This window comes from Collinsella sp. LCP19S3_A7, from assembly GCF_052121995.1.
GTDB lineage: Bacteria > Actinomycetota > Coriobacteriia > Coriobacteriales > Coriobacteriaceae > Collinsella.
The window spans coordinates 18,410-34,664 of the sequence record NZ_JBQKDE010000009.1; the positions used below are offsets into that span (position 1 = coordinate 18,410).

16 protein-coding genes are annotated in these 16,255 nt (G+C 60.2%); 9 read left to right on the forward strand and 7 right to left on the reverse strand.

Features of this window, described 5'->3' with window-relative positions:
* The first annotated feature begins 87 nt into the window (after positions 1 to 87).
* The 5 genes from ACTQV3_RS05485 (at position 88) to ACTQV3_RS05505 (ending at position 3,693) form a co-directional block, all read left to right on the forward strand.
* A complete protein-coding gene (locus ACTQV3_RS05485) occupies positions 88 to 711 on the forward strand; it encodes a flavodoxin family protein (RefSeq protein ID WP_427728306.1) in 624 nt (207 codons plus the stop codon).
* Positions 712 to 895: 184 nt separating this feature from the next.
* A complete protein-coding gene (locus tag ACTQV3_RS05490) occupies positions 896 to 1,237 on the forward strand; it encodes an arsenate reductase family protein (RefSeq protein ID WP_161115304.1) in 342 nt (113 codons plus the stop codon).
* Between the two features lie 86 nt (positions 1,238 to 1,323).
* Entirely contained in the window at positions 1,324 to 2,454 is a 1,131-nt protein-coding gene (locus ACTQV3_RS05495) for a GTP-binding protein (RefSeq protein WP_427747510.1), read from the forward strand.
* A gap of 93 nt (positions 2,455 to 2,547) precedes the next feature.
* Positions 2,548 to 3,147 carry a tRNA (cytidine(34)-2'-O)-methyltransferase gene (locus ACTQV3_RS05500; RefSeq protein WP_441068575.1) on the forward strand — a complete coding sequence of 200 codons (600 nt, stop codon included), beginning with the start codon at positions 2,548 to 2,550 and terminating at the stop codon, positions 3,145 to 3,147.
* A 189-nt stretch (positions 3,148 to 3,336) separates the two neighbouring features.
* Positions 3,337 to 3,693, forward strand: a complete 357-nt coding sequence (locus ACTQV3_RS05505) for a winged helix-turn-helix transcriptional regulator (protein ID WP_441056305.1) — start codon at positions 3,337 to 3,339, stop codon at positions 3,691 to 3,693.
* A 40-nt stretch (positions 3,694 to 3,733) separates the two neighbouring features.
* On the opposite strand, the gene ACTQV3_RS05510 is transcribed toward ACTQV3_RS05505, so the two are convergent.
* From ACTQV3_RS05510 to ACTQV3_RS05520, 3 genes are all read right to left on the reverse strand, one after another.
* Positions 3,734 to 6,247, reverse strand: a complete 2,514-nt coding sequence (locus tag ACTQV3_RS05510; RefSeq protein WP_441535971.1) for an excinuclease ABC subunit UvrA — start codon at positions 6,245 to 6,247, stop codon at positions 3,734 to 3,736.
* A complete protein-coding gene (locus ACTQV3_RS05515) occupies positions 6,240 to 7,358 on the reverse strand; it encodes an AAA family ATPase (protein ID WP_441068579.1) in 1,119 nt (372 codons plus the stop codon). The genes ACTQV3_RS05510 and ACTQV3_RS05515 overlap by 8 nt, the downstream gene beginning before the upstream one ends.
* A 93-nt stretch (positions 7,359 to 7,451) precedes the next feature.
* A complete protein-coding gene (locus tag ACTQV3_RS05520; RefSeq protein WP_441535972.1) occupies positions 7,452 to 9,455 on the reverse strand; it encodes a GTP-binding protein in 2,004 nt (667 codons plus the stop codon).
* A 245-nt stretch (positions 9,456 to 9,700) separates the two neighbouring features.
* Here ACTQV3_RS05520 and mscL point away from each other — a divergent pair, with 245 nt between their 5' ends.
* Complete coding sequence (gene mscL / locus ACTQV3_RS05525) at positions 9,701 to 10,126, forward strand: large conductance mechanosensitive channel protein MscL (RefSeq protein WP_154517006.1); 426 nt, start codon at positions 9,701 to 9,703, stop codon at positions 10,124 to 10,126.
* A gap of 118 nt (positions 10,127 to 10,244) precedes the next feature.
* Here mscL and ACTQV3_RS05530 read toward each other — a convergent pair whose 3' ends face one another.
* A complete protein-coding gene (locus ACTQV3_RS05530) occupies positions 10,245 to 10,733 on the reverse strand; it encodes a GNAT family N-acetyltransferase (protein ID WP_441068583.1) in 489 nt (162 codons plus the stop codon).
* Positions 10,734 to 10,810: 77 nt separating this feature from the next.
* Between ACTQV3_RS05530 and ACTQV3_RS05535 the strand changes: the two genes are divergently transcribed.
* Complete coding sequence (locus tag ACTQV3_RS05535; RefSeq protein WP_427747514.1) at positions 10,811 to 11,107, forward strand: hypothetical protein; 297 nt, start codon at positions 10,811 to 10,813, stop codon at positions 11,105 to 11,107.
* A gap of 48 nt (positions 11,108 to 11,155) precedes the next feature.
* Here the strand turns inward: ACTQV3_RS05535 and ACTQV3_RS05540 are convergent, their stop codons facing one another.
* Complete coding sequence (locus ACTQV3_RS05540) at positions 11,156 to 11,860, reverse strand: class I SAM-dependent methyltransferase (RefSeq protein ID WP_441068585.1); 705 nt, start codon at positions 11,858 to 11,860, stop codon at positions 11,156 to 11,158.
* Positions 11,861 to 12,300: 440 nt separating this feature from the next.
* Here ACTQV3_RS05540 and ACTQV3_RS05545 point away from each other — a divergent pair, with 440 nt between their 5' ends.
* Positions 12,301 to 12,702, forward strand: a complete 402-nt coding sequence (locus ACTQV3_RS05545; RefSeq protein WP_441068587.1) for a hypothetical protein — start codon at positions 12,301 to 12,303, stop codon at positions 12,700 to 12,702.
* A 129-nt stretch (positions 12,703 to 12,831) separates the two neighbouring features.
* Here the strand turns inward: ACTQV3_RS05545 and ACTQV3_RS05550 are convergent, their stop codons facing one another.
* Positions 12,832 to 13,647, reverse strand: coding sequence for a putative RNA methyltransferase (locus ACTQV3_RS05550; RefSeq protein WP_154516992.1), 816 nt, complete (start codon positions 13,645 to 13,647; stop codon positions 12,832 to 12,834).
* A gap of 178 nt (positions 13,648 to 13,825) precedes the next feature.
* Here ACTQV3_RS05550 and ACTQV3_RS05555 point away from each other — a divergent pair, with 178 nt between their 5' ends.
* Positions 13,826 to 15,208, forward strand: coding sequence for an MATE family efflux transporter (locus tag ACTQV3_RS05555; RefSeq protein WP_441068589.1), 1,383 nt, complete (start codon positions 13,826 to 13,828; stop codon positions 15,206 to 15,208).
* A 27-nt stretch (positions 15,209 to 15,235) separates the two neighbouring features.
* Here ACTQV3_RS05555 and ACTQV3_RS05560 read toward each other — a convergent pair whose 3' ends face one another.
* Positions 15,236 to 16,102, reverse strand: a complete 867-nt coding sequence (locus ACTQV3_RS05560) for a LysR family transcriptional regulator (RefSeq protein WP_441068590.1) — start codon at positions 16,100 to 16,102, stop codon at positions 15,236 to 15,238.
* Positions 16,103 to 16,255 lie beyond the last annotated feature (153 nt).

The window sequence follows — 16,255 nt, forward strand, 5'->3', positions numbered from 1 at the left end:
TAAACATCGCCCGCACCATGCCAACGTCATCGCACGCAACGTGAGATAATTCTCAGCAGAATTCACCGATAGCAGAGGGAGTTTGTGATGAAGGTTCTTTTGGTCAATGGCAGTCCCAAGGCAAACGGCAACACCGCCCGCGCACTCGCCGAAGTCGCCGAGCAGCTCAATGCCGAAGGCATTGATACCGAGGTGTTTCAGCTGGGCGCCAAGCCCATTCGCGATTGTATCGGTTGCGGCCAGTGCGGCAAGCTTGGGGGTCGCTGCACCTTTGACGACGACGTGGTGAACGAGCTCATCGCTGCCGCTGAGCAGGCAGACGGCTTTGTCTTTGGCTCACCCGTCTACTATGCGCACCCCAGCGGACGCATCCTTTCGGCCCTCGACCGCGCCTTCTATGCGGGCGGGCACGCCTTTGCGCACAAACCCGGCGCCGCGGTCGCTGTCGCCCGTCGCGGTGGCACGTCGACCACCTTCGATGTGCTCAACAAGTACTTCACCATCAACCAGATGCCCGTGGTCGCCTCCACGTACTGGAACAACGTCTTTGGTCGCGTACCCGGCGACGCCGATGGGGATGCCGAGGGCCTTGCCACCATGCGCAACATCGGCAAGAACATGGCCTGGCTCCTGCAATGTATCGAAGCAGGACAGGCCGCCGGCATCAGCGCGCCCGAAGCCGATCGCGAGCGCACCAACTTCATTCGATAAGTCCAGCGGTGGTCACCTCGATGTTCTATCAATGTCAGCGAAAAGCCAGCTGATGAGGCAAGGTGCCTTGAAAGAGGAGGGCGCTGGGCTGTTGCCCGCGCCCGACGATTGAAAGGCAGATTGCCCATCAGATGGCTTTGCAGCGTCGAGGTGACCGCCGTTCGTTAGAACGGCGGAACATGCTATGAACGTGCAAATCTTCGGCACCAAAAAGTCCTTCGATACCAAGAAGGCCCAGCGCTATTTTAAGGAGCGCCGCATTAAGGTGCAGTTTATTGACCTTAAGGAAAAGGAGATGAGCAAAGGCGAGCTCACGAGCGTGATGCAGGCGGTCGGCGGCATCGACAAGCTGCTCAACCCCAAAGCCAAGGACGAGGAGACACTCGCACTTATCCAGCACCTCACTTCCAGCCAGCGCTTTGATAAGCTGCTCGAGAATCAGCAGGTACTGGCCGAGCCCATCGTGCGCAACGGCAAAAAGGCCACCGTCGGTTATTGCCCCGATGTATGGGGAGCCTGGGAGTAGCCTGTGTTATTTGCCGGCGCGTGGGTATAAGAGCAGGCGTTTGGCATAAGATTCAGCTGTAAGCCATATCTAACAAAGGAGGGCACATGCCCAACAAACCCGTGAAGATCATCATGCTTACCGGATACCTTGGTGCCGGCAAGACCACGCTGCTCAACCATATCCTCGCCAACGACGGCGGCATCCGCGCCGCCGTGATCGTCAACGATATCGGCGAGATCAACGTCGACGCCAGCCTTATCGCCGACGGTGGCCTTTCCGAGACCGACGACCTCATCCCGCTCACCAACGGCTGCATCTGCTGCACGCTTTCGGACGACCTGGCCAACCAGCTGCAGGGCATTGCCGATTCGGGCAATTTCGACTACATCATCATCGAGGCCTCCGGTATTTGCGAGCCTATCCCCATCGCCTACACCATCTCGAGCTTCTGCGACGAGGCCAAAGTGGGCGGCGAACCCAAGCTCGCGCTCGACAACATCGTTGCCGTGGTCGACTGTGCCCGCATGTACGACGAGTTCAACGGCGGTCGCGACCTGCTGGCCGAGGATATCGACGAGGACGACATCGAGAGCCTGCTCATCCAGCAGATCGAGTTTTGCTCCACGCTGATCCTCAACAAGACCGATACCGTGAGCCCTGAGCAGATCGCCGAGCTCAAGGCCATCGTGCGCAGTCTGCAGAAGGACGCCGTGATTGTCGAGGCTCAAAACGGCGAGGTCCCCATGGAGGAGCTGCTCGATACCGATCGCTTCGACTTTATGCGCGCCTACAACTCCGCCGCCTGGATCGAGGCCATGGAGCATCCCGAGGAGCACGACGACCCCGAGGTGCTCGAGTACGACATCGAGACCTTTGTGTACTCGCGCCGTAAGCCGTTTGACCTGCAGAAGTTCACCGATTTTGTTGAGCAGGAGTGGCCCGACGAGGTCATTCGCGTCAAGGGTCCGCTGTGGCAGACCGGCGATCCGGACATGTGCTACATGTTCGAGCAGGCCGGCCGCCAGATGCGCCTGATGGAGAACGGCTTGTTCGTTGACTCGGCGCCCGAGGGCGAGAAGCAGAAGATCATCGACGAGAACCCCGAGATCATGCAGATTTGGGACGACGAGACGGGCGACCGCATGACGAGCCTGTGCATCATCGGCCGTCACATGGACAAGGATGCGCTCATCGCCGCCCTTGATGCCTGCCTGACCGACTGGCACCGCGCTTAGGTTATCCAAGTGGGCGTTTTCCGCCCACGTAACCATCAAACCACCACGAAGGTACCCTTCGTGGTGGTTTTTCGTTCAATGCCAAGGAGATTCATGTTCAATATCGTGCTGTATGCTCCCGAGATTCCGGCCAATACGGGTAATATCGGCCGTACCTGCGTGGTCACCGGCGCCCGCCTGCATCTGGTGGAGCCACTGGGCTTTTCGCTCGATGACAAAACGGTGCGTCGCGCCGGCCTGGGCTACTGGCAAAACTTGGACGTGACGACCTATGCCAGCTGGGAGGATTTCCTTGCGCGCAATGACCTCTCCCCCGCCGACGACCGCTTGCATCTGCTGACCAAAAAGGCACGCCGAACCTATGCGCAAAGCACTTACCGTGACGGCGACTATTTGGTCTTTGGCAGCGAAAGCTCGGGGATTCCCGAAGGGCTGCTCGCCGCAGCGCCCGAGCGCTGCGAGCGCATCCCCATGCTGCGCGATTGTGACTCACTCGACAACGCCGAGGCCTGGGAAGCCCACGAGGAATCGCTCGGACATACCGAGGACGGCCATGAGGCCATCCTTCGGCAGGATATCTGCGGCAACTTCGTCAATCCGGACGACTACCGCATCAGTGCACTCAACCTCTCCAACAGCGCCGCCATCGTCCTCTACGAAGCCCTGCGCCAGACAGGCTTTCCGGGAATGTGACAAAGGAACTGCCCCTTTGTCACATTCAAGCGCTACGCCGATGGCACACACGCCTAATTGACGCTCTTGATAAAGAGCCCTTACTTTTAATCAGAATTAACTAAAGTAAAATGAAGTTAAACGGCGGTGTGAAAGGATGCTGAGGGAATCGATAGAGCCGTTCGCTCGATCTCTGGTTTTCCCTTCCTATTGCAACTCGTAGGCTACCGTGCCTGGGATCTCACAAGCGATTCGAAGGAAATCTCGTCACGCGACTTTGGCCTGGGAATCAAAATCGCGCGCGACGAGATGGACGACCGAATCCTCGCGGCAACCTATCGGGAACTCACGGCAGAGGACAAGCGATTCCTCATCGCCATGCTCGATGACGAGGAAGAATCCACCACCGCTGACCTTGTCGAGCGCCTTAAGCGTTCGCCGCAGCAGGTCTCCCGCTACCGACGCCGCATGATAGATGCCGGCATCATTGGAGAACGCGGGCGCGGAATCGTCGCTTTTGAATTGCCATTCTTCCGCGACTATCTCGCCGCTCAATGCGTGAAATAGGCATCAATGAGGCAAAGGGACTGTCCCTTTGCCTCATTGTCTATAGGTAGCGGCCAGTAATGCTCTTGGAGCAAGCAGCGATATCCGCCGGAGTGCCGGCGCAGACGACTTGCCCGCCCGCATCGCCACCGCCCGGCCCCATGTCGATCACATAATCGGCATTGCGGATAAGGTCGAGATCGTGCTCGATCACGATAACCGTGGCGCCCTTGGCGACGAGGCCGTCAAACACGTTCAGCAGCACCTGAACATCGAGCGGATGCAGGCCGATCGTGGGCTCGTCGAATACGAATACGGCATCGTCCTGCACACGGCCCATCTCGCTCGCAAGCTTTAAACGCTGTGCCTCGCCTCCCGAAAGCGCCGGCGTGGGCTCACCGAGTGTAAGATAGCCCAAGCCCAGGTCGTGCAAGGTCAGCAAACGCGCCTGAACCTTCTTGAGCCCCACCGTGGCGTCGAGAGCCTCGTCCACGCTCATGTCCATGAGCTGCGGCAACGTAAGCTTGCTCCCGTCCTTGCCCTCGCGATGGATATGCGAAGCCGTGTCTGCATAACGCGAGCCTCGACATGCTGGGCAGATGATCTCGACGTCGGGCAAAAATTGCACGTCGAGCGATATCGAGCCCGTGCCATCGCATGTAGGGCAGCGCAAGGCGCCAGTGTTGTAGCTAAAGGCACCCGCCTTGTAGCCGGCTGCCTTGGCCTCGGGCGTACGGGCGAAAGCGCGACGCAGCTCATCATGGATGTCGGCATAGGTCGCTACCGTCGAGCGCACGTTGGCGCCGATAGGTGTAGCGTCAATCAGGTTTGCGCGTGCGATGCCCTCGGCGTCGACCCAGCGCACATGGCTTGGCAGGCGCTCGCCAGCTGCCTGGGCCTTAAGCGCCGGGATGAGTGTCTCGAGCACCAACGTCGTCTTACCCGAACCCGAAACGCCCGTCACCGCGACAAGGCGACCGCGCGGTATATCGACTTCGAGCGGTTTGACGGTATGGATGGCATCGGTTGCCATGCGGATGTGGCCCTGGTCGAACATTTCGTCGTCAGTCACCTGCGGACGCATACGCTTGGGGTCTGCGCTCAAAAACGGGGCGATGCGGCTGCCCTTCGATTGTTCGACCTCGTCCACCGTGCCAGCGGCAATCACATTACCGCCGCCTGCTCCGGCAACGGGGCCCATCTCGACCAGATAGTCGGCTTCCACCAGCACACGTGTATCGTGGTCGACAACAACCAAGGTGTTGCCGTCATCAACCAGATCGCGCATCACGCCCACCAAGCCGTCGACATTGGCGGGATGCAAGCCGATTGAAGGCTCGTCCAACACATAGAGCACGCCCGTCGATCGGTTGCGCACCACGCGGGCGAGCTGCACGCGCTGACGCTCGCCCGTGGAGAGCGTGGCACCGGCGCGATCGAGCGAAAGGTAGTCGAGACCCAGATCGACCAGGCGACGGGCCGCGCTCAAAAACGAATCGCAGATATCCATCGCCATGGGCCGCATCTCGGCCGGCAAGGATGCGGGCACCCCGTGCACCCACTCAATCGCCTCGCCCAGCGTCATGGCCGCGGCCTGCGCCAGATTGATACCGCGCACCTGGGGCTGGCGCGCAGCCTCGGAGAGGCGCGTGCCGCCACAGTCACGACATGGCCCCTCGCGCAAAAAGCGCGCCACGCGTTTTAAGCCCTTATCGTCTTTGACCTTGGCGAGCGCGTTCTCGACGGTATAGACGGCATTGTAATAGGTAAAGTCGAGCGGCGTGGCGCCCTCGCCGTTTTTGGGAACGTAGAGAATGTGCTTCTTAACCGCCGGACCGTGAAACACAATGTCGCGCTCTTGAGGCGTGAGCTGGTTAAACGGCACGTCGGTGCGCACACCCATCTCGCCTGCCACCTGCTTCATCAGATCCCACATGAGCGTGCCCCAAGGAAGCACCGCGCCTTCGTTGATGGTCTTGGACTCGTCGGGCACCAGGCTCGCCTCGTCCACCTCGCGCATGACACCGGTGCCGCCGCAGGTGGGACACGCGCCGCCGCTGTTAAAGGCAAGGTCCTCGGCACCCGGCGCGTAGAACTCACGGCCGCACTCGGGGCACGTGAGCGACAGGCCCGCGGCCACGTTAAGGCTCGGCTCCACGCGCGCCCCGCAGTGCGGACACACGTGATGGGCGCAACGGCTAAAGAGCAGACGCAGGCTATTGTTGAGCTCGGTCATGGTACCAAAGGTCGAGCGCACACCCGGCACGCTGGGGCGCTGATGCAATGCGAGCGCCGCCGGTACGTGCAGCACCTCGTCCACCTGGGCATGTTCGGCCTGCGTCAGACGGCGGCGGGTATAGGTGCTAAGCGTCTCCAGGTAGCGACGCGAGCCCTCGGCGTAAAGAACGCCCAGTGCCAGCGAACTCTTGCCCGAACCCGATACGCCAGCAATACCCACGAGCTTTCCCAGCGGAATATCGATATCGATGTCCTTGAGGTTGTGCACACGCGCGCCACGTACCTCTATAGCCTGCGGGCTCATCTTCTGTTCCGTCACCTTTATCACCCTACTCATGCCATAAAACGCGGTCGCGAATGTATTCGCCCAGCATGGGCACGGTAAACCGGACGAGGCCGTATCCGGCAGCCTCGATGACGCGCTCGCGAATCAGGCTTGCGCGATATTTACTCGCCCAGCTTTGGGTGCGGTCGCAGCGCTCAATGATGTCAGCCATGCGCGTCGGCTTGCCCCCATCAGCCGCCATGGCCTCGATAAAGAGGCGCTGCGGACTGCGCAACCCGTAATACAAAGGAGCGTCCACTGCTTCATAGAACTCGGAGATGGCATCGGCGTAGCCAGCCTCGACATCGCACACTTCAATGACCCGCGAGTCACGCCGGACAGCAGACCTCCACATGTAATATCCCACCAGCTGAACCATATAGGGATGCCCCATGCTCTTACGCGCCGCAAGGTCCGCCGTCTCCGCATCAACGCAAAGACCAGTGCCTTTGACCGTCTGGATATATGAATCGCGCACTTTGGGCAAAGAAATCGCCCCCAGCGTACGCTGCTGGGCGCGGCGCAAAAACGTTACGCTCGGCTCTTCGAGCAAGTCATCAACCATGCTGGGCAAGCCGGCAAAAACCAGCGCAAGACCGTGCTGGTCTCTATCGGGCAAGCCCGTAGCATCCTGGTCTCCGAGCTGCTGCTGATAGAGAACGGCCAGCGCCGCCAGCTCCTCGATAGATGCCGATTGGGCCTCGTCAATCGCAAACAGTAAGCCCTTTCCCGGCCCGAGTTTCTTGAGGCGTTCGTTGACTAACCCGCGCAACGTCTCGCCTTTTGCCCGCGCCGCCTCGACCGACATCCGGCCAAGTGACGGCCCGAACTCCATTGACGTCGCAACCGACATATTCGAGCGAAGCGCATCGGCCAGGCGGTCGCATAGGCCAAGCGAGGCGGAATCAGAGACAACCGCCCATCCGCGCTCGCTAGCTAAACGCTGCAGCTCCCGCAAGAGAACCGTTTTGCCATAGCCGCGGTTTCCCGTAATGAGCATGAGCCTGCCCGGAGCTCCGGCGCCGTTATCGAGCCCTTCCTCGAAATCTTCGATGACCGACTCGCGGCCGATGAGTATCGGAGGCCGCTTGCCAGCCGTGGGCTTAAAGGGATTTGGATTCATGTCGGCCTCCTCGGATTGGCAAACCCTGGTAACAGTTATACCAACTTATACCGAGTTATACCAACAGGATGCGACAAAGAGACTGACCCTCCATCACCTATGGCCGAAAAACTCGACGTCCGCCGCTCGCCAGGGGCGGAAGGTGGCGGGATCGACCTTTACGTGCGCCGCGGCGGGCACGTCGTACCATTTGACCGTGTAGCCGGCGCCGTGAGAGCAAAAGACCGAGTCGGGCGTGTTGGGTAGATCGGCCTCGGGCTCATAGGCGGCCGTCTCGATGACGCGCTCGGCATCATGGCATGCCGCATAACCGGCGAACTCCAGGTACAGATGCCCGCGACCGCTCGTGTAGGCGGCCACCTCCAGCGCATAATCCTGCGCCTCGGATGCCGGCACGCGACCCACAAGCTTCGCCCGTTCGCCCGCCATCGTCGGCGGCTCGTACTCGGCACCCATGCGCGTGGCGTCTGACAACGCCCTGCCCACACACTCCCCCGGCACCTCGAGCTCAAAGCGATACCACGGCTCCAACAGCACCGCCGCGCCGGCCTCACGCGCCTGCATGAGCCCCTGGCGAATCGCGCGGTACGTGGCCTGGCGAAAGTCGCCGTCCTCGGTGTGTTTGGCATGCGCACGGCCACCTGTGAGCGTAATGCGCACATCGGTGATGGGCGAGCCGGTCAGCACGCCCAGGTGATCGCGCTCCATGGCGTTGGTGAGCGCCAGACGCTGCCAGTTAAGATCGAGCTCGTCAGTCGAGGTCACGGTGCCAAACTGCACGCCCGAACCCGCTGGCAACGGCTCTAGGCGCAGATGCACCTCGGCATAGTGGCGCAGTGGCTCAAAGTGGCCCACGCCCTCGACCAGCTGCGAAATGGTCTCCTTATAGAGAATGCCGCCGGGCTCAAACGAAATCGAAAGGCCAAAGCGATCGGCCAACACCCGCTGCACGACCTCGAGTTGCACGGCGCCCATCAGCTGCAGGTGAATCTGCTCCAGATGAGTATTCCAGCTTACGCCGAGCATGGGATCTTCGTCCGCCAACTCAGTCAGCGCTTTAAACACCGCGTGGACATCGTGTTCACCCGGAAGCACCGTATAGGTGAGGACCGGAGCGATGACGGGCGCATCACACACGGGCTCCGCACCCAAGGCGTCCCCTGGGCGAACGTGCGCAAGACCCGTCACGGCACAAATACCGCCAGCAGCAACTTCTTGGGCAAGCTCATACTTTTCGCCGTTATAGATGCGCACCTGATCGACCTTCTGCTCCCATGCCTCGGCACCGGAACGTCCGCTGATCATCTGTTTTGCACACAGCGTGCCGCCGGTCACTTTAACCCATGCCAAGCGCTCGCCGCGATCCCCGCGGCTGACACGATAGACGCGCGCGGCAAACTCCGGAATCCATATCTGTTCGCGCATCAGCACGCATATGCCATCCAGCAGCTCGCTCACGCCCTGGTCCTTGAGCGCCGAGCCGGCAAAGCAGGGAAAGAGCTTGCGCTCGGCAACCATGCGCGACAGCGTTGCGACGGAAAGCTCACCTGCCTCAAGAAACTCCTCGAGCGCCGCCTCGTCCAACGCAGCAGCGTCCTCCTGAACGGCGCCGCCCTCCAGCAGTTCGTTGGCATCCAGGCAGCCTTCGGAAAGACGCCGCCCAAGTTGTGCCAGCAAAACATCGCGGCCGGGATTCTCCAAATCGGTTTTGTTGATATAGATGAACGTCGGAATGTCATAGCGTGCAAGCAGGCGCCACAGGGTTTCGGTGTGCCCCTGCACGCCGTCGTTGGCGCCCACAACTAAAATCGCGTAGTCGAGTGCGCGCAGCGTGCGCTCCGCCTCGGCAGAAAAATCGACATGCCCCGGTGCATCCACGAGCATGACGCGGGTATCACCGTGGTCGAGCACGGCCTGCGACGAGAAAATCGTAATGCCGCGCTCGCGCTCGATCGCGTTAGTGTCCAGATGCGAATCGCCATCGTCCACGCGGCCGCGCTTACGAATGCGACCCGCATTGAACAGCATGGCCTCGGCCAGCGTGGTCTTGCCAGCATCGACATGCGCCAAGATTCCAACGACCGCTTGCTTCGACATGGCTCTCCTCTTATTGCAAGCCCGTCGCACGCGGAAACGGGCGCTCTCGTTCCACACTGGATGATACAATTTACGGGCCGGCGGGCGAAGCGGGCCCTATCCCCCGACTGAGCTCATCGCCCCGCGTTGCCGTGCGGCGATTTTCGTAGGTTCGCGCCTTGCGAAAGCCGGCACCTCCCCTTTTTGCCTGCCCGAGCTCATCCGGGGCGGCAACAACGCGAACCCCACAACAGCGAGGAGTCACCATGAAGACATTGCTCAACGAGTTCAAGGAATTCATCAATCGCGGCAACGTGATGGACATGGCCGTCGGCGTGATTATCGGCGGCGCATTCACCGCCATCGTGACCTCACTTACCGATAACATCATCAACCCGCTTATCTCCGTGATTGCCGGCGGTAGCGCTACCGAGATCTCGGGGCTGGTGGTGCCGGGCACTAATATCGACTTTGGCGCCTTTATCGGCTCGTGCATCAATTTTTTGATTGTGGCGGCAATCGTCTTTGCCATCGTCAAGGCATTCAACAAGGCGCAGGAAATCGGCGACAGGCTCGCCGGTGCCACCGCCGAGGAAGCCGCACCGGCGCCCGTCTGTCCGTATTGCCTGGAAGAGGTGCACGAAGGCGCGACCAAGTGTTGCCACTGCGGAAGCGAGCTGCCCCGAGCGTAGGTGCCTTAGAGCCGACAGCGAGCGACATCTACCACCTTGCAAAACAGCGCAGCGATCAAAAATGGCCCCACCCGGGGCCATTTTCGCTTACATGGAGCGTAGATACGCGCCCCCGCTCTTATGCCTCGCGCAGCCAGTCAAACGCAACACGCGGCGTGCCGTCCGACACATACACGACGCCGGCACGCTCAAACCCCGCTTTAATACTCGCGCCCTGCATGGGCAGGTTGTCCCGATGCGTATCGATACGCAGATGGTCGGCACGCTCTTTGGCAAAGGCGAACATCGCAGCCGCGATACCTTGCACGGTGCCGTCGGACGCCACACGGTGCAGCACGGCGTACGGAGTGTCGCTACGCCATTGCCCGTCCTCAATTACGTCATAGCACTCGTCCGGGCCCGGTAAAAAGGCAAACGTCGCCACCACGCGGCCGTCGACTTCGCACACATAGCTACCACCGGCAGCGATATCGGCAGCCAGCTGCTCGGCAGAAGGCGTGCCCTCGGGCCACTGCGTGGCGTTGCCATGCGCGCGCATAAAGGCACGGGCCGCGTCATAGATAGCCATGACGGCGGGAATGTCGGTATCGAGGGTTTTTCTGATCATCACGCGGCGACCTCACGTTTATTGGTATCACTTTGATTGAGCAATGATACCAGCGTTTGAAGAGGGGCGAGAAGCAGATGGGAAGCAAAAAGCGAGCCGCCTGGTCAAAGGCCAAAAGCGAGTTTTTGGGCGCTGCCACCGGTGGCGCTATGAGCGACCTGTTTGCGCGCGAGGACGAGCGCCGCGACGCCCTGAACGCCGAGCGCGATGAAGCCTGGCGCTACAAGTCGTGCGAGCGCAAAAACCGTTACGACACACGCGCCGAGGCCGAGGCCGTTATGGCCGACTGCGAAAACCGCGGGCGACGTGGTTTGGCCTGCTACAAATGCGAATACTGCGGCGGCTGGCACCTGACGTCGCACCCTTGGAAATAGACCCCGCATCGGCACGACACTGACGGAGCGCCAACCATCGCACGCAAGCTACGGGCGCGGCGGCACCAAAACATCGTAACGAACGGCCTTGCCCGCAAGTTGATAGCTCGGCTTAACGCCGGCAAGCAGCGGCCCCTTCACCGGCCGCTTGATAACGACCTTGCGCGGGCGCACCGCAAGCGCAGCTTCGACCAGCGTCTCCTCATCGGCACACGGCTGTTCCAGATGATGCAAGAGTTGGAACTTCTTTTTAACCGCCGCGCTCTTTGTGCGCTCGGGAAACATGGGGTCCAGATACACCACGTCGGGAGCGGTGAGCTCGCCCTGCCCGATCAACTCAGTTATATGGTGAAGGCCGGCAATGCTGTCCTCGCCCGCATGTAAGCGCATGCGGGCCACGGCAGTCGCAAGCGCCGGATTATCTGCCGCGCGCTCCAAGGCATCCTTGAGGAGCGCCGCGATCACGCAATCCTGCTCATACAGATCGACGGTAAAGCCCGCAGCCGCCAGCAGCAGCGAATCCTCGCCAAAGCCTGCCGTGGCATCAATCGCCCATGGGCACTCGACGCCTTTTGCGCGCGCAGCCTTTACCAACAGCTCTTGCTGCAGACGGCCCTGTTTGAGCCGTGGCAGCATGCGGACAAAATCGGCACGCAACTCCATCGTGCCGTCGGTGAGCGTGAGGCCCGCGGACTTCCCGGTCAGCTCAAGCCCCGCGGCCCGAGCAACAGAAAAGGGATCGACGACGCCCATGGGTACTCCTTAACAAGCAAAATGAATACGTGAGCGCCGTTTATGCCAGCACCCAACCGTCCGCTATTGTCCCACATGCGACATGGCCCACAGCATCCCAATGCAAAGCACCGCCATCAATCCCGTGCACACGGCAGCGATCACAGAATCGCCCATGCGCCTTCCCAACGACCGCGGCTCATGCACTCGCCCTGCTCCGTACATCATGGCTCCTCCTTAAGAACAGCTCCTTGTTACGGTCTCATCATCGCAGCGCCGCACATGAGCTGCCATCGATTTGGCTTACGTCCAGCTTTCCTTTTTGAAAGGTCGGATTGGGCTGCGCGGGCTCAAAGCGCTTTCAGGCGCACGCATCGCTGCGTTGAACTACAATGTGCTTCACCATATGTGCAGCACATGGGCTACGCCAGATCGGCGTACTCGTATCGAAAGGACCAGCCATGAGCTCCGCTCGCAAGACTCTCAAAATCCTTGCCCTCGTCTACTTTGTTTTGGGCATCGCCAGCCTCGTCATCGCCGGCATCGGTATCGCCAGGGGCAGCCTCGATTCCACGTACGGGTCGAACGCCATGCTCGCCGCGGTCGTGCTTGTCGTCAAGGGCATTGTCGATTTTTCCGCAGGTGTTGCGGGCATCAAGGGCGCCAACAAGCCCTCGCAGGTGGATAGCGCGTTTAAGCTCGGCATCGTTGCCGCAATCGCCACGATTGCGCAGGCCGTGCTCACGCTTCCCGCACTCGGCGGCAGCGCCGTCAATATCGGTGCCTTTGTCATCGTGGTCTACGACCTGTTCTTTGTTCAGCAGGCGCACGCCGTTAAGGCCGAGAACAAGGACCGCCTGTAGGCACTCGCTTCTCATAACCCCTGCAGCCAAGCAACTAACATGGGCCGATCGCGCAGTAACGCGGTCGGCCCTTTACATTTGCCCAGATAAAACCTGCCAAAATAAACCTGTCCCTTTTTGGCAGGTTGGTTAGCTGTGGCGGTACTCGGCAATGATGAAGTCGATGTCGGTTTTAAGGGTGTCCAGGTTTGCCAGGCGCTCTTTGTCGGTAGGGCGTGTGCGGTAGTAGTACGGCGTCATCTGGAACACCGCCTCGATGTCGGCCTGGGTCTGGAGCGTAATATTCGCGGACACCCGCTGTGTGCCGACCAGTTTAAGCTCCATCGTCTTCGGAAGCTTTTCGTCGTTGAGGTACGGCGTGTCGTAGAGCACCTCCTTGAGCCCAAAGAGATGACGGGCACCCGGCACCACGGTGTAGAGCGAACCCTCCGGCGCCAACACGCGGGCAAACTCGCGCTCGTTAAAGGGAGCAAAGAGCTCGGTCACCATATCGAAGGCGCCATCGGCCACTGGGATGTCTTTCATGTTGGCCACAAAATAGGTCGCATCGCCGCGCTTGGCGGCCAGGCGTACCATTTCTTTGCCCAGGTCAAAGCCATAAGCGTCCACGCCCGGCACCGCGCCCATGGCGCTGGTGTAGTAACCCTCACCGCAGCAAATATCGAGCAGCGTCATGGGACCGCCTGTAGACGCAGCACGCCCAGAAACCCGTTTGCGCACCAGCTCGACCATTGCATCGCGCAGCGGCGCATAGTAGCCACGGTTCAAAAAGTCACGACGGCTGCGTGCCTGCGACTTGGGATCGCCCATGGAGTCGCCGCTCTTGGACGAACGTAGCAGATATAGATAACCCTCGCGCGCACGGTCAAACCGGTGTCCGCCCGCGCATGCAGCACCGCGCTCGTCGTCCACCAACGGCTCATGGCAAACGGGACACAACAACATGGCAACTCCTTAGCGCGAACAACACAACGTATACCATTGTCGCACGCCTTCCCCACCTAGTCATTGGGGACGTTCTTGAATGACTAGTCGTTTAAGAACGCCCCCAATGACTAGGTGATTAGGAGTATCATCGTCTGCGCAAATAAGCACGAAATAGCACGTTAGAGATTGAGAGCGTATGGCTGATACCGCATCTAAGCACATCGACATGACCACCGGCTCACTGTGGCGCAATATCCCCCTGTTCGCCTTGCCCGTGGCCGCCACGAGCATCTTGGAGCAGCTGTCAAACCTCATCGCCACGGTCATTATCGGTAACTTCTCGGGCGACCAGGGAACCCTCGCCATGGCGGCAGTCGGCTCCAATGTTCCGCTTACCAGCCTTATGCTCAACCTGTTTATTGGCATGTCGCTTGGCTCCAACGTGGTCATCGCCAACGCTATCGGCCGCAACGATCAGAATATGGTCAAACGCGCCGTCCATACCTCGATTTTAATGGCGCTCGTGGGCTTTGTCGTCATCGCTCTGGGCGAGATCTTTGCCGAGCCCATGCTCGCCGCGCTCAACGTTCCCGCCGAGACCATGCCGCTCGCTTCGCTCTATCTACGCGTCTTTTTGCTCAGCATGCCCTCAATCTTGCTCTACAACTTTGAGGCCGCGATCTTCCGCTCCGTCGGCATCACCCGCATGCCGCTGCAAGCGCTTGCCGTGTCCACCGTCCTCAACATTGGCCTGGACCTCATCTTTGTCCCCGTACTCCACTGGGGCGTCGCGGGTGTCGCCATCGCCACCGTCATCGCCTACACCGTCAGCGCCGCTACACTCTTTATCCGCCTGCTCAAGACCGACTCCGTCGTCCGCGTCACCCCGCGCGACCTTGCTATCGACCCCGTCGCCCTCAAGCGCATCGTCAAGATCGGCCTGCCCGCCGGCATCCAAAGCGCCGTCTTTGCCGTCGCCAACATCATCATCCAGTCCGCCATCAACAGCCTGGGCACCGAGGTCATGGCGGCCTCGAGCGCCGCCATGAGCCTGGAGTACGTGTGCTACAACCTGCTCAACAGCTTTAGCCAGGCTTGCACCACCTTTGTGGGGCAAAACCACGGTGCCCGCCGGATCAACCGCTGCACCAAGACCCTTAAGGTCTGCCTGGTCGAAGGCGGTATCGTCGCGCTCACCACGATTATTGTTATTATCGGCCTGGGGCGCGAGATCTTGTCGTTGTTCAACAGCGATCCCAACATCGTCTCAATCGGCTATATCCGCGTGTGCTCGATCTTCCCTGCGTATGCCTTTAGCATGTTCTACGAGAACATGTCCGGCTACCTGCGCGGCTTTGGTATCTCGCTCATACCCGCCCTTATCACCATGATCTGCGTCTGCGGCATCCGCTTCTATTGGGTATTCTGTGTGTTCCCGCACTTCCGCACCTTTGCGAACATCATGATGGTCTACCCCATCAGCCTGGGCACCACGGCGTTCTTTATGGTCGTGGCGGTACTACTCTGCCACCCGACACGCACCTATCGCGCCACCCAAGCCAAAGCGACAGCCTGCTAAACACCGCACTCAACGCCACGCCAGTCATTAATTGACAATATGCGAGCTCATATAGTCGATAAAGCGCCTCGTGGCGATAGGCATGGTGTCCCAGCTGCGCCAGGCCGCCACTACGTCGCGCGAGGGGGCGTGCACGATGGGACGTACGCGAATATCGGCCTGCATGCCCTCAACGGTACGGCGATACAGCATGCTCACGCCCAGACCCTCCTCCACCATCGCCATAATGGTGTAGTCGTCAGTGACCTCGCTCGTCACGTGCGGCGACAGGCCATGCGCCGCGAATGCATCGAGCACCAGGCTCTGTTCGCCCTCATCCAGCAGCACAAACGGCTCGGAAGCCAGGTCGGCGAGCGTCACTTTTTCCTTTGCCGCCAGCGGATGCGCGACAGGCAACAGTGCCACCAACTCGTCGTGATAGACCACGCGCTTCTCGAGCCCTGCGGTAAACCCACGTGCCGTAAAGCAAAAATCCACTACGCCGTCGTGCACCCATTGGGCGTTGCGCGTGTAGTCGCCCTGCTTGAGGGTAAAGCGTACGCCCGGGTGCAGCGCCCCAAAGTCGCGGATCACGCGCGGTAACACGGTTCGGCTCACGTTGGTAAACGTCGCGATGCGAATATCGGACGACGAAAGCCCCAGCAGCTCCTGGCGCTTGCCCTCGAGCTCAGCCTCGGCAGTCACAATCTGGCGCAGATACGGCAGATATTGTTTACCGTCGCGCGTAAGCGAAACGCCCTGCTTACCGCGCTCGATAAGCGTGGTACCCAGCTCGCGCTCGAGTGCCTTGACGGCCTGGCTCACCGCACTTTGCGTATAGCCCAGCTCGTCCGCCGCGCCCTTAAGGCTGCCGCAATCGACCACCATACAAACAATCTGATACCGCGACGCCATCGTGCCTCCACAACAATGCAGCCGTAAAACGTTTTGCCAGTGCTTTTCCTAATGACATTAGCGTTTCTTAATCATACTGAAGATACATTCGCTTTACTACATCCAAATCTGGGAGCAGAATCCTTTTTACGAAACCGTTCTGCAACAAAAGGA

Excerpts from the sequence above, each read along its gene's own strand:
- ACTQV3_RS05485 (WP_427728306.1), top strand. The coding sequence starts at position 88 with ATGAAGGTTCTTTTGGTCAATGGCAGTCCCAAGGCAAACGGCAACACC.
- ACTQV3_RS05490 (WP_161115304.1), top strand. The coding sequence starts at position 896 with ATGAACGTGCAAATCTTCGGCACCAAAAAGTCCTTCGATACCAAGAAG.
- ACTQV3_RS05495 (WP_427747510.1), top strand. The coding sequence starts at position 1,324 with ATGCCCAACAAACCCGTGAAGATCATCATGCTTACCGGATACCTTGGT.
- ACTQV3_RS05500 (WP_441068575.1), top strand. The coding sequence starts at position 2,548 with ATGTTCAATATCGTGCTGTATGCTCCCGAGATTCCGGCCAATACGGGT.
- ACTQV3_RS05510 (WP_441535971.1), bottom strand. The coding sequence starts at position 6,247 with ATGAGTAGGGTGATAAAGGTGACGGAACAGAAGATGAGCCCGCAGGCT.
- ACTQV3_RS05515 (WP_441068579.1), bottom strand. The coding sequence starts at position 7,358 with ATGAATCCAAATCCCTTTAAGCCCACGGCTGGCAAGCGGCCTCCGATA.
- ACTQV3_RS05520 (WP_441535972.1), bottom strand. The coding sequence starts at position 9,455 with ATGTCGAAGCAAGCGGTCGTTGGAATCTTGGCGCATGTCGATGCTGGC.
- mscL (WP_154517006.1), top strand. The coding sequence starts at position 9,701 with ATGAAGACATTGCTCAACGAGTTCAAGGAATTCATCAATCGCGGCAAC.
- ACTQV3_RS05530 (WP_441068583.1), bottom strand. The coding sequence starts at position 10,733 with ATGATCAGAAAAACCCTCGATACCGACATTCCCGCCGTCATGGCTATC.
- ACTQV3_RS05535 (WP_427747514.1), top strand. The coding sequence starts at position 10,811 with ATGGGAAGCAAAAAGCGAGCCGCCTGGTCAAAGGCCAAAAGCGAGTTT.
- ACTQV3_RS05540 (WP_441068585.1), bottom strand. The coding sequence starts at position 11,860 with ATGGGCGTCGTCGATCCCTTTTCTGTTGCTCGGGCCGCGGGGCTTGAG.
- ACTQV3_RS05545 (WP_441068587.1), top strand. The coding sequence starts at position 12,301 with ATGAGCTCCGCTCGCAAGACTCTCAAAATCCTTGCCCTCGTCTACTTT.
- ACTQV3_RS05550 (WP_154516992.1), bottom strand. The coding sequence starts at position 13,647 with ATGTTGTTGTGTCCCGTTTGCCATGAGCCGTTGGTGGACGACGAGCGC.
- ACTQV3_RS05555 (WP_441068589.1), top strand. The coding sequence starts at position 13,826 with ATGGCTGATACCGCATCTAAGCACATCGACATGACCACCGGCTCACTG.
- ACTQV3_RS05560 (WP_441068590.1), bottom strand. The coding sequence starts at position 16,102 with ATGGCGTCGCGGTATCAGATTGTTTGTATGGTGGTCGATTGCGGCAGC.